A 13060-nucleotide genomic window follows, 5' to 3' on the forward strand; every position below is an offset into this window, starting at 1 on the left:
ATCGGTGGAGCTGCATGACAAAGTCATCGGGCATTATCTGAACATAAAACACTATCAATAAGTTGGAGTCATTACCCATTTTGCTGATTAATACTGCAGACAGGACAAATAACTGTTTCAATAATTATCTGGCGGGATGTGAATAAAATACCGAGTGATAAATCACCATAATCATTCATTTTGATAATTAATGATTGCTCGTTATATTCAATATCTATATTTAATTCAGGAAGAGTTTGTACTGCTTCAGCAAGCAACTGCGGAGTCCATGCCATATATTATCCATATATAATTTAATTAGAAATAAATGAAATGAATATCATTTTCTACCCTTTATCATACTCGTTTAAAATAAAAAAAAGCCACCCGAATCCGGGTGACTTTGTCTGAAAAATAAGTTTAACCGCGCTGGCGGACGGCTTCAAACAGGCAGATACCCGTCGCAACTGAAACGTTCAATGACGAAACGCTCCCTGCCATCGGGATGCTGATCAGTTCGTCACAGTGTTCGCGGGTCAGACGGCGCATACCTTCACCCTCTGCGCCCATCACCAGCGCCAGACGACCGGTCATTTTACTCTGATAGAGAGTATGGTCGGCTTCACCTGCGGTTCCGACGATCCAGATATTCTCTTCCTGCAGCATACGCATGGTGCGCGCCAGGTTGGTCACGCGGATCAGCGGTACGCTTTCTGCCGCACCACAGGCCACTTTTTTCGCCGTCGCATTCAACTGTGCGGAACGATCCTTCGGTACGATTACAGCATGTACGCCAGCGGCATCGGCGCTACGCAGGCATGCACCCAGGTTATGCGGATCGGTGACGCCATCGAGGATCAAAAAGAACGGCTGATCGAGCGTGGCAATCAGATCCGGCAGATCGTTTTCCTGATACTGACGGCCCGGCTTCACGCGAGCAATAATCCCCTGATGTACCGCACCCTCGCTTTTCTCATCCAGAAACTGACGGTTAGCCAGTTGAATGACAACACCCTGTGCTTCCAGTGCATGGATCAGCGGCAGCAGGCGTTTATCTTCACGACCTTTGAGAATAAAGACGTCCTGGAAGCGCTCAGGCGCACGTTCCAGCAGGGCCTGCACCGCATGGATGCCGTAAATCATTTCACTCATGAATGTACTCGTTAATAGTTTATGCGTAACGCCGGGCAACGCGAAGGTTGCCCGACTTACAGTCTATGGCTGTTATTGTGCGACTTTCTTTTTCGCCGCACGTTTAGCTTTAGTGGCGGCAGCAATTTTAAGCGTTTTTGCCGAGGGCTTTTTCGCTTTTTTATCGCCTTTCTTCTCAGCCGCATTCTTTTCCGCCTGAGGTTTGGCTCTGCCTTTCTTCTCGCCGCGGAAAGCGCTGTCCGGCTCGAAATTCACCTTTTTGCCCATCTGACGACGTTTACCGGTATTTTTACCCGCATCGCCTTTTTTGGCTTTTTCGCGGGCGGTTTTACCTTCATTACGCGGCGCACGTTCGCTGGAGATCAAGCTGAAGTCGATCTTACGCTCGTCCATGTTGACTGCTTCCACGCGAACTTCCACGCGATCGCCCAGGCGATACATCTGGCCGCTGGATTCCCCCGTCAGGCGCTGCCCAACCTGGTCGAAACGATAGTAGTCGTTATCCAGAGAGGAGACATGCACCAGACCATCGATAAACAGTTCATCGAGACGGACAAAGAAACCAAATCCGGTCACGCTGGCAATCACGCCTTTGAAGACATTACCCACCTGGTCCAGCATGAAGTCGCACTTCAGCCAGTCAGAGACATCGCGCGTGGCTTCATCAGCACGGCGCTCGGCCATCGAACAGTGCTGACCCAGTTGCAGCATCTCTTCCATCGAATAATGGTAGCCACCGGTTTCCGTGGTGTTGCCCTTATGGCCCTGCTCCTGCGCCAGCAGATACTTAATCGCCCGGTGCAAGGAGAGATCCGGGTAACGACGGATCGGTGAAGTAAAGTGCGCATAAGATTGCAACGCCAGGCCAAAGTGACCACGGTTTTCCGGATCGTAAATCGCCTGCTTCATCGAACGCAGCAGCATGGTTTGCAGCATTTCTGCGTCAGGACGGTCAGCAATCGACTCCAGCAGTTCAGCGTAATCACGCGGCTCAGGTTTGTTGCCACCAGGCAGCTCCAGCCCCAGCTCTGCCAGGACGGAACGGAACGAGTTAATCGCTTCGGTCGTCGGCTTATCGTGAATACGGAATAGCGCTGGCTCTTTGGCTTTCTCAACGAATCGTGCCGCGGAGATGTTCGCCATGATCATGCACTCTTCAATCAACTTGTGCGCGTCGTTACGCTGCGTCTGCTCGATACGCTCGATACGGCGTTCAGCATTGAAGATAAACTTCGCTTCTTCACTCTCAAACGAGATACCGCCACGCTCTTCACGGGCTTTATCCAGCACTTTGTAGAGGTTATGCAGCTCTTCAATGTGTTTAACCAGCGGTGCGTACTGCTCACGCAGCTCCTGGTCGCCCTGCAGCATGTGCCAGACCTTAGTGTAGGTCAGACGTGCGTGGGAACTCATGACCGCTTCGTAGAATTTAAAGCCGGTTAAACGGCCTTTCGACGAAATGGTCATTTCACAGACCATACACAACCTGTCCACCTGCGGGTTGAGTGAACACAATCCGTTAGACAGCACTTCCGGCAGCATCGGAACAACCTGCGACGGGAAGTAAACGGATGTGCCACGGCTACGAGCTTCCTGGTCCAGCGGAGTCGGCGGGCGAACGTAATAGCTTACGTCAGCAATCGCCACCCATAAACGCCAACCACCGCCGCGTTTCTTCTCGCAATAAACCGCATCGTCGAAGTCGCGCGCATCTTCGCCATCGATAGTCACCAGCGGCAGATCGCGCAGATCGACACGTCCTACTTTCGCCTCTTCCGGCACTTCTTCTTTCAGTCCGGCGACCTGTTTCTCAACCGCCTGAGGCCAGATATATGGGATTTCATGAGTACGCAGGGCCATATCAACGGCCATGCTGGTTCCCATGTTGTCACCCAGCACTTCAACAATTTTACCCACCGCTTTGGTGCGGCGAGTCGGGCGCTGGGTCAGCTCAACCACGACCACAAAACCCATACGAGCGCCCATTACCTCTTCCGGCGGGATCAGGATATCGAAGCTCAGGCGGCTGTCGTCTGGGACGACAAACCCAACACCAGCATCGGTGAAGTAGCGGCCGACAATCTGGCTGGTTTTCGGCACCAGTACGCGCACAATACGCGCTTCGCGGCGACCTTTACGGTCCGCGCCCAACGGCTGCGCCAGCACCTGATCGCCATGAATGCAGGTTTTCATCTGCTCGCTGGAAAGATACAGGTCATCTTTGCGGCCTTCAACACGCAGAAAGCCGTAGCCATCACGGTGGCCAATAACGGTACCTTTCAGCAGGTCGAGACGCTCCGGCAGCGCATAGCATTGACGACGGGTGAAGACCAGTTGTCCGTCACGCTCCATCGCGCGCAGGCGACGACGCAGCGCTTCTTGCTGCTCTTCACCTTCAATATTGAGTTCAGCGGCCAGCTCATCGCGGTTGGCCGGCTTTTCACGTTTAGTTAAATGTTCGAGGATAAATTCCCGGCTCGGGATAGGATTCGCGTATTTTTCTGCTTCGCGTTCCTGGAAAGGATCTTGTGACATGTCGGTTCCTCCGTCATCATCGCTGCTGGCGGGAGTCGTTACTCCACCAGCAATAATTTATAAAGCGGTTGATTCTTTTCAACCAAATCAGCAAGTGTGTAGTTGTCCAGTTCCGTGAGAAAACTTTGCACTGCTTTAGAAAGCGCCTGTTTGAGTCTACAGGCCGGGGTAATATGGCAAAACTCGCTGCTACAGTTGACCAACGATAAGGGTTCCAGCTCGCGAACCACATCACCAATACCAATATCCTTAGCGGGTTTACCCAGGCGGATACCGCCATTTTTTCCTCGAATAGCAGTAACAAAGCCCGCCCGGCTAAGTTGATTGATTATTTTGACCATATGATTACGGGACACGCCGTAGACTTCTGTCACCTCAGAAATACTGGTCATACGTCCTTCGGGAAGTGACGCCATGTAGATTAGCGCACGTAATCCGTAATCGGTGAAACTTGTTAACTGCACATCAACCTCAGGAAAAGGGATAAAACGGATAAACCTGGTAGTATTAATTACATTGATGATAAACCAGCCACCAGCCAGGTCGCTAATTTATTTCAGTTCGGGAAGGAAAAAAGCGAGGAACTTACGTGATTTTAAGCCGGATTCTGATGCAAAGCACCTTATCCGGCCTAAATTAGTGCAAGCGCAGCGCCGTTTGACGCTACGCTATAACCAGAATTATGCGTCGAACGGGTCGCGCAGGATCATGGTTTCAGTACGGTCTGGGCCAGTTGAGATAATATCAATCGGCACACCGGTCAGTTCTTCAATACGCTTGATGTAGTTCAGCGCTGCCTGCGGCAGACCGCTACGTTCCTTCACGCCGAAGGTGGATTCAGACCAACCCGGCATGGTTTCGTAAATCGGCTCGATACCTTTCCAGTCGTCAGCTGCCAGCGGAGTAGTCGTTACTTCGCGGCCATCCGGCATACGGTAAGCAACACAGATTTTCACCTCTTTCAAACCGTCCAGTACGTCCAGTTTGGTCAGGCAGAAGCCAGACAGGGAGTTAATCTGTACTGCACGGCGTACAGCAACGGAATCCAGCCAACCGGTACGACGACGACGACCGGTGGTCGCGCCATACTCGTTACCTTGTTTGCACAGGAACTCGCCAACGTCATCAAACAGTTCTGTCGGGAACGGACCCGCACCTACACGAGTAGAGTAAGCTTTGATGATACCCAGAACGTAGTCCACATAACGTGGGCCCAGGCCGGAGCCGGTTGCCACGCCACCTGCGGTGGTGTTGGAGGACGTTACGTACGGATAGGTACCGTGGTCGATATCCAGCAGCGTACCCTGCGCACCTTCAAACATGACGAAATCGCCACGCTTACGCGCCTGGTCCAGCAGATCGGAAACATCAACAACCATTGAGGTCAGGATGTCGGCGATAGCCATCACATCATCCAGCACTTTCTGGTAGTCAACTGCTTCAACTTTATAGAAATTCACCAGCTGGAAGTTGTGATATTCCATCACTTCTTTCAGTTTTTCAGCGAAAGTTGCTTTATCAAACAGATCGCCAACACGCAGACCGCGACGAGCTACTTTGTCTTCATAAGCTGGACCGATACCACGACCGGTAGTACCGATCGCTTTCTCGCCACGCGCTTTCTCACGAGCGTTATCCAACGCAACGTGATAATCAAGGATCAGCGGACAAGCTTCAGACAGCAGCAGGCGCTCGCGAACCGGGATACCACGATCTTCCAGTCCTTTCATTTCTTTCATCAGCGCGGACGGAGACAGAACAACACCGTTACCGATGATGCTGATTACGTTTTCGCGAAGAATGCCTGATGGAATAAGATGGAGGACGGTTTTTTCACCGTTGATTACGAGAGTATGGCCTGCGTTGTGACCACCCTGGTAGCGCACAACATATTTAGCCCGTTCAGTCAGAAGATCGACGATCTTCCCTTTACCTTCGTCACCCCATTGGGTGCCCAGTACGACGACGTTGTTACCCATTTTTCAAAATCACCGTTTGCTTAAAAATGGATTCTACCACCGCTTTTTCAGATATACAGCACTTTTTGCATGCGAAAATCCGCAAATTAGTCTACTTATTGATCAGCCAATCGTTTTCCTCAACATGTAGTAGACCACAACGCCCGCAACCACAAGACCGCCACCAAAACGACGCAAAATATTTTCGGGAAGTTGCGCCATTGCGGAGATCATTTTCTTCCATGCGCTGGGATAAAGCATCGGACCCAGCCCTTCCAGCACCAAAACCAGCGCGAGCGCCAGCAAAATTGTTGAATTCATCCATCGCCCTTATATAAAAAGAAAACCACCGCATCCCTGGAGATGCCGGTGGTTTTGCTGCTTTAAAACCGCTGGAACGCGATTAGCGTGTCGCGGTATTTGGTGTCTTCATGTAGCGGAAGAAATCGCTGTCCGGGCTCATGACCATCACGTCCTGATTCCCTTCAAAGCTCTTCTCGTAAGCACGCAGGCTACGGATGAAGGCGTAGAAGTCAGGATCCTGACTGAACGCATCGGCAAACAGCTTAGCGGCTTCTGCATCGCCTTCACCGCGCATAATACGGCCCTGACGCTCAGATTCTGCCAGCGTTTTAGTGACTTCATAGTCAGCCGTTGCACGCAGTTTTTCCGCCTCTTCCTGGCCTTGTGAACGATGGCGACGCGCTACCGCTTCACGCTCAGCGCGCATACGGTTGTAGATAGCCTCGGACACTTCAGCAGGCAGGTTGATTTGCTTAATACGCACGTCAACCACTTCGATGCCCAATGCCGCCATACTGTTCGGATTGATGACCGGTACTTTACCGTTCGTTTCAGCCTGAACACGTTCAGCCGCTTCGGCAATCGCGCTATCTGCTGCCGGAGTCGCCACTTCATCTTCCGTGCCAGCAGAACCGGAGTTCAGCGCGTCACGCACTTCCAGGGTCAGACGACCGCGGGAATCGGTAACGATGTCCTTCACGTCCAGACGACCAATTTCAGAACGCAGACGGTCAGAGAACTTACGTTTCAGCAGGACTTCCGCCTGAGAAACATCGCCACCGCCCGTTGCCAGGTAGTAACGGCTAAAGTCACTGATGCGCCACTTGATGTAGGAGTCAACGATCAGGTCTTTCTTCTCTTTGGTAACAAAGCGATCGGCCTGGTTGTCCATGGTCTGAATACGCGCATCCAGCATCTTCACAGATTCAATAAACGGAATCTTGAAGTGCAGGCCTGGTGCAACGACCAGCGGCTTGTTTTCATCGTCACGCAGAACTTTACCAAAGCGCAGAGTAATACCGCGCTCGCCTTCTTTGACCACAAAGACAGACATGAACAGAACTACCAGAACGATGATGATAATCGCAATAACTGACTTACGCATCGTTATTCCCCCTGACGCTGGTAGTCGTTACGCTGCGCATTCGCGCGGCGTTGGTCCATAATATCGCCCTGACTGGTGGACGAAGTGTTGCTTGCTCCAGTGCTGGAAGTCGTTGCTGGCGGAAGACGCAGCAGGTTTGAACTGCTGTCAGTCTTTGTTGCTGGCGCACTACCACCTTTCAGCATTTGATCCAGCGGCAGAACCATAAGATTGCTACCTTTATCGTTAACCAGGACTTTGCGGGTATTGCTCAGCACTTTTTCCATGGTTTCGATATACAGACGCTCGCGGGTAATTTGCGGTGCGGCTTTATATTCCGGCAGAATTTTTGCGAAGCGAGCCACTTCACCCTGTGCTTCCAGGATGGTCTGAGTCTTATACGCACGTGCTTCTTCCAGAATACGCTGCGCCTGACCGTTTGCACGCGGCTGAACTTCGTTGGTGTACGCTTCCGCTTCACGGATGTACTGCTGTTCGTTTTCACGTGCTGCGATAGCATCGTCAAACGCGGCTTTTACTTCTTCCGGCGGACGTGCAGCCTGGAAGTTGACGTCCAGCAGGGTGATACCCATGTTGTACGGACGGATCGTTTCTTCCAGTTCACGTTGGGTGTCGCTACGAATAACGGTACGCCCTTCGGTCAGGATACGGTCCATGGTGTATTTACCGATAACCCCACGCAGGGCGCTGTCAGTAGCCTGACGCAGACTGTCATCCGCGCTGGTTACGCTAAACAGGTAACGCTGCGGATCGGTCACGCGGTACTGTACGTTCATTTCGACGCGCACGACGTTTTCGTCAGAAGTCAGCATGACGCCGGATGCGGCAAGTTCACGCACGGCTTCAACGTTGACCGGTGTCACTTCGTCGACAAAGGTCGGTTTCCAGTTCAGACCCGGTTCAACCAAATGGCTGAATTTACCGAAGCGTGTCACCACGCCGCGTTCCGCTTCTTTAATGGTATAGAAACCGCTGGCCGCCCAGATAATGACGATAGCGGCCGCTGCGATAGTAAAGACTCGACCGCCCAGTTGCGGACGCGGGCCTTGCGATGAACTACCGCCGCCAGAGCCAGTACCTTTACCGCCACCCAGACCACCGAGCTTTTTACTCAGTTTGCGGAAGATATCGTCCAGATCGGGAGGTCCCTGCTCGCGACCACCTTTGTTTCCATTTCCCTCAGGGTTGCCGCCAGGTTTGCTGCTTCCCCAGGGGTCGCGGTCTTGTCCGTTATTACCGGGCTGATTCCACGCCATTTTTGTGCTCCATATTTGTTATGCGATGCTATACCTGCGTCTTTTGCGCTGCCGTTGCGTTGGCTGCGTCCCTCAACGCCAGTCACATAGTTGACTATGCTCCTGGAGATTTCAGGACTTGCCGCCTTCCTGCAGCACAAAATCCACAAGGTATAGAGGCGAAAAAATCTTCAGGCCATATCCGTCAGATCAGACAACATAGTCTTCCAGTGCCGGTTCTTGTTTACAGAGGCGACGCCAGTCTACGATCGGCATACGAACCTGCAGACCTACGCTGCCGTCCTCCTCCATCCACTCTTTTTCTATTGCCTGAAGTTGATAAAACCGGCTTCTCAAACGCCCTTCCTGCGGCGGCAAACGCAACGTATGCTGCGCCACCTCACCGGAAAGTCGCTCAGTCAAAGCCTGAAAAAGTTGTGGTATACCAATCCCCGTTTGCGCTGATACCCAAACGCGAATGGGTTTATTCTCTTCATCTCTGTCGATACGCGGCTCAAAGTCATCCAACATATCGATTTTATTCATCACCAGCAGAGTCGGGATCTCATGCGCATCGATCTCTTCGAGCACCGTATCGACGGCCTCAATGTTTTCCTGCACACGAAAGTCTGCTGCATCAATAACGTGCAGCAGCAATGTCGCCTGACGTGTTTCCTGCAAGGTGGCCTTAAACGCCGCCACCAGGTCGTGCGGTAAATGACGGATAAACCCAACGGTATCCGCCAGCACTGTCTCACCCACGTCCGCAACGTCTATTCTGCGTAGCGTCGGGTCCAGGGTCGCAAACAGCTGATCCGCTGCGTAGACCTGGGCTTCGGTGATCTGGTTGAACAGGGTGGATTTTCCGGCGTTGGTATATCCCACCAGTGATACGGTTGGGACATCCGCTTTCTTGCGCGACTGTCGCCCCTGCTCACGTTGCTTTTCAACTTTTTCCAGGCGCGACTGTATCTGCAAAATGCGATTACGCAGCAAACGACGGTCGGTTTCGAGCTGGGTTTCACCCGGGCCGCGCAAACCAATCCCGCCCTTTTGCCGTTCAAGGTGAGTCCAGCCACGGACCAGACGCGTAGCCATATGGCGCAACTGCGCCAGCTCAACCTGCAACTTACCCTCATGGGTTCGCGCACGCTGGGCAAAAATATCTAAAATGAGACCAGTCCTGTCGATAACAAGACACTGGCACAACTGTTCCAGGTTACGTTCCTGGGCAGGGCTTAGAGCATGATCAAAAATCACCACCGCAGCGCCAGTCGCTTTTACGGCTTCGGCAATTTCGATTGCCTTACCTTCACCAACAAAATACTTCGGGTGCGGTGCTTTACGGCTCCCGGTAATCACCTGCATTGCTTCGACACCGGCGGAAGAAACCAGAGATTCAAACTCCTGGAGGTCTTCCATATCTTTGTCTTGCGAAAAATAGATGTGTACCAGTACCGCCTGCTCACCGGCATCATAACGGTCAAACAAGCGTCAACCCCTTAATATAAATCAACGGGGAACGCAGGATCGCTGGCTCCCCGTATGTAAAACAGCTAATAACCTTATTCGGTTTCTTCGCTGTCCTGTTGCGCAGATGAACCTTGCGCGTTGCTACCGTGATGGTAGTTGCTGCCTGTGCCGCCGGTGGCATTATTGCTGTGATGAGAAACCGGACGAGACGGGACAACAGTAGAAATCGCGTGCTTATAAACCATCTGGCTGACCGTGTTTTTCAACAGGATCACGAACTGATCAAAAGACTCGATTTGACCTTGCAGCTTAATACCATTCACCAAATAAATAGAAACTGGAACACGTTCCCGACGCAGTGCGTTCAGGAACGGATCTTGTAAAGATTGCCCCTTAGCCATTCTCTCTTTTCCTTATATGCTTATTTGTACTTTGAACCTTTCGATTCTGAAAAATTGCGCACGATACGTTTCAATTGTACACATTCAGTTCGCGATAGCACCAACAACCTGTAATACTTCGTTTCGCGCCTGGTCAGGCTTTTCACTGTCAAGCCAGTGCACCCCTTCCCAACCACGCAACCAGGTTACCTGTCGCTTCGCCAACTGCCTCGTGGCGCAAACACCTCTATAAACCATTTCATCGTATGAAATTTCACCTTCAATGTATGACCACATCTGGCGATACCCTACACAACGAATGGAAGGCAAATCCGTATGCAAATCTCCACGGGCAAAAAGCGCCCGGACTTCTGCTTCAAAACCTGAAGCTAACATCTGATGAAAACGCTGCTCAATTCGCTGATGGAGCAGTTCACGGCTCGCCGGGGCGATTGCAAACTGATGCACCTGATACGGCAAAGCATCTCCTGACGTTTGCGTCAGCTCCGTTAAAGTTTTACCCGAAATGAAAAAAACTTCCAGTGCCCGGGAAAGTCTTTGCGGATCATTTGGATGAATACGCGCCGCAGCCACGGGATCGATGTCCTGAAGCTGTCGGTGTAACGCGTCCCAACCCTGCTCTGCCGCCTGCTGCTCAATTCTGGTCCTGACTTCCGGGTCCGCCGACGGTAACGGCGACAGTCCTTCAAGCAAGGCTTTGAAATATAACATTGTGCCGCCCACCAGCAACGGGATACGCCCCGCGGCGGTAATGTCGGCCATCTCGACTAACGCATCGCGACGAAAATCCGCAGCGGAGTACGCTTGCGACGGATCGCGGATATCCAACAATCGGTGCGGCGCGGCCTGTAATTCAGCTGCATCAGGCTTGGCTGTACCGATATCCATCCCCTTGTAAATAAGGGCGGAATCAACGCTTATCAACTCTATAGGCAAAACTTTACGCAATTCAATTGCTAATGCCGTTTTACCGGAGGCCGTTGGCCCCATCAAAAAAATCGCCTTTGGCAGGCTCGCCTTACGGGTATCACTCATGTTTCAGGGCATTCATTACCGAATGTAAATCAACAGGTTGTAACAGACCACCCGGCGGTGCCTTCACGAGTTGTGGGCAGAGCCGCTCAACATCCGCTAACAGCGTAATCGCCTGTGCCATGCTCCACTGTGGATGCTCGCTCATCAGGTTACGTGCGATCCACTGTGCAATATTGCCCGGCTCGAATACGGATTGCTGCGCCAGGTAGCCTATCAGTTCAGGAATCAAGATTTGTAAATTTTGTTGGCGTAAGGGTAAAGGCACAGCCCGGATGGTCACATGCTGCGCATCCAGCTGAAATTCAATGCCCAACTCAGCCAGTTGGCTCTGTCCTTTTTGCAGTGCCGCTTTTTCATCGGCGGTCACTTTTAAACGTAAAGGGATCAGTAACGGTTGAGCACAAACCGTTCCCTGACCCGGCGTTAACTGCGCCTGACGCAGCCAACGCTCAGCCACCGGCAATGCCAACAACTGAATATGACCATCGCATTCGAGTAACGCGCAGTCTGCATCAACAATCGTTAGCACCCGGCCAAAGCCCTGACTACTGCCAGTCAGAGGCGTCGATGACGTTTCAGAGACCGGCGTTTTCCGCGTTGGAGCCGGCGTCTGCATCAGTTGCTGATAGATTTCGCCCTGCTGCTTTTGGTATCCGGGTTGAGCATGAGGCCAACTGGCTCCCGCCTGACGGCCACCGCCACTACTACTGCCACCGCTACTGCCACTTCCAGCACCAGCGGATGCTGAGTACCGCGGTGTCGCAGGTTCACGCGCGGGAGCAGGCTCGGCAAAATGGTTGCGTCCAGCAGCTACGCGGTTTTCCGGGATGTGCCTTGGGGCGGGTTCGTCGTTATCAGCCAACGGCAGCGGCGTTTCAAGCTGCTGTTGCAGGACGCTCAACACGCCCTGGTAAATAAAATCGTGCAGCAGGCGGGATTGATGGAAACGGACCTCATGTTTAGCTGGGTGTACGTTGACATCCACTTGATGCGGATCGATTTCCAGATACAGCACAAATGCGGGCTGTTGATCGGCTCCCAGCTTATCTTCACAAGCCTGGCGGATAGCATGGTTGATCAGCCGGTCACGCATCATCCGACCATTCACATAGCAGTACTGGATTTCTGCCAGTGCTGCCGTTGTGTGGTTAGGATCGGCCACCCAGCCACGCAATGTTAAATCGCCATGCTGCCATTCGATCGCCAGCGCATGCTCCAGAAATGGCGTGCCGCAAATCGCGCCCAGCCGGCGCTCTTTCTGCCCATCCGCGGCCACTGCCCGGTACTGTCGCACCACTTTGCCGTTGTGCGATAAATTTATCGTCACATCAAAACGTGCCAGCGCAATGCGGCGAATAATCTCGTCGATATGATTAAATTCGGTTTTCTCGGTGCGCATAAATTTGCGCCGCGCCGGGGTGTTGTAGAACAGATCTAGCACCTCCAGCGTGGTTCCCACCGGATGCGCAGCGGGTTTAACTGTGACATCCATGTCACGCCCTTCGGCATACGCCTGCCAGGCTTCGGGTTGTTCTTGCGTACGCGACGTCAGGGTTAAGCGAGACACGGAGCTGATACTGGCCAGCGCTTCGCCGCGAAATCCGAGGCTCACGATGGCTTCAAGATCGTCAAGCGAGGCTATTTTACTGGTGGCATGACGCGCCAACGCCAACGCCAGCTCGTCTTTTTTAATCCCACAGCCGTTGTCACGAATACGGATAAGCTTCGCGCCGCCGCGTTCAATATCGATATCAATGCGCGTCGCACCGGCATCAATGCTGTTTTCCACCAGCTCTTTCACCACTGACGCAGGCCGCTCTACCACCTCGCCTGCGGCAATCTGGTTCGCCAGCTGTGGCGGTAGAACCTGAATCGGCATGGCTA

Annotated in this window: 12 protein-coding genes and 1 pseudogene; 1 reads left to right on the forward strand and 12 read right to left on the reverse strand. The window is 52.5% G+C overall.

The window, feature by feature from the left end:
- Positions 1-61, forward strand: a 61-nt coding sequence (locus tag OGX92_RS23495) for an IS1 family transposase (RefSeq protein ID WP_071528444.1), incomplete at its 5' end; no start/stop codon positions are given.
- 25 nt (positions 62-86) lie between these two features.
- On the opposite strand, the pseudogene OGX92_RS18185 reads toward OGX92_RS23495, so the two are convergent.
- The 12 genes and pseudogenes from OGX92_RS18185 to mutL all read right to left on the reverse strand — a co-directional run.
- A pseudogene (locus OGX92_RS18185) lies at positions 87-275 on the reverse strand (DUF2170 family protein); the annotation flags it as partial.
- A gap of 124 nt (positions 276-399) precedes the next feature.
- Positions 400-1131 (reverse strand): 23S rRNA (guanosine(2251)-2'-O)-methyltransferase RlmB, encoded by a 732-nt coding sequence (gene rlmB / locus OGX92_RS18190; RefSeq protein WP_003830482.1) that lies wholly within the window; start codon positions 1129-1131, stop codon positions 400-402.
- A 72-nt stretch (positions 1132-1203) separates the two neighbouring features.
- On the reverse strand, positions 1204-3666 hold the full coding sequence (rnr, locus tag OGX92_RS18195) for a ribonuclease R (protein WP_126319451.1): 2463 nt from the start codon (positions 3664-3666) through the stop codon (positions 1204-1206).
- 38 nt (positions 3667-3704) lie between these two features.
- On the reverse strand, positions 3705-4130 hold the full coding sequence (gene nsrR / locus OGX92_RS18200; protein ID WP_003830485.1) for a nitric oxide-sensing transcriptional repressor NsrR: 426 nt from the start codon (positions 4128-4130) through the stop codon (positions 3705-3707).
- A 216-nt stretch (positions 4131-4346) separates the two neighbouring features.
- Complete coding sequence (gene purA, locus OGX92_RS18205) at positions 4347-5645, reverse strand: adenylosuccinate synthase (RefSeq protein ID WP_003025606.1); 1299 nt, start codon at positions 5643-5645, stop codon at positions 4347-4349.
- A 102-nt stretch (positions 5646-5747) separates the two neighbouring features.
- Positions 5748-5945: a DUF2065 domain-containing protein gene (locus OGX92_RS18210; RefSeq protein ID WP_003025602.1), complete on the reverse strand. Its 198-nt coding sequence runs from the start codon at positions 5943-5945 to the stop codon at positions 5748-5750.
- Between the two features lie 82 nt (positions 5946-6027).
- A complete protein-coding gene (hflC, locus tag OGX92_RS18215) occupies positions 6028-7032 on the reverse strand; it encodes a protease modulator HflC (protein ID WP_003830491.1) in 1005 nt (334 codons plus the stop codon).
- Positions 7033-7034: 2 nt separating this feature from the next.
- The gene (hflK, locus tag OGX92_RS18220) at positions 7035-8288 is read right to left on the reverse strand and encodes an FtsH protease activity modulator HflK (protein WP_063941660.1); all 1254 of its coding nucleotides are present in this window, start codon (positions 8286-8288) and stop codon (positions 7035-7037) included.
- A 189-nt stretch (positions 8289-8477) separates the two neighbouring features.
- Positions 8478-9758, reverse strand: a complete 1281-nt coding sequence (gene hflX, locus OGX92_RS18225) for a ribosome rescue GTPase HflX (protein ID WP_003830495.1) — start codon at positions 9756-9758, stop codon at positions 8478-8480.
- Between the two features lie 74 nt (positions 9759-9832).
- Positions 9833-10141, reverse strand: coding sequence for an RNA chaperone Hfq (gene hfq, locus OGX92_RS18230; protein WP_003025584.1), 309 nt, complete (start codon positions 10139-10141; stop codon positions 9833-9835).
- An 84-nt stretch (positions 10142-10225) separates the two neighbouring features.
- Positions 10226-11176, reverse strand: a complete 951-nt coding sequence (gene miaA / locus OGX92_RS18235) for a tRNA (adenosine(37)-N6)-dimethylallyltransferase MiaA (protein ID WP_286586907.1) — start codon at positions 11174-11176, stop codon at positions 10226-10228.
- The gene (gene mutL, locus OGX92_RS18240; protein WP_286586908.1) at positions 11169-13055 is read right to left on the reverse strand and encodes a DNA mismatch repair endonuclease MutL; all 1887 of its coding nucleotides are present in this window, start codon (positions 13053-13055) and stop codon (positions 11169-11171) included. Before mutL ends, miaA begins: the two co-directional genes overlap by 8 nt.
- Between the last annotated feature and the right edge of the window lie 5 nt (positions 13056-13060).

Source organism: Citrobacter sp. Cpo089 (assembly GCF_030332695.1).
GTDB classification, from domain to species: domain Bacteria; phylum Pseudomonadota; class Gammaproteobacteria; order Enterobacterales; family Enterobacteriaceae; genus Citrobacter; species Citrobacter portucalensis.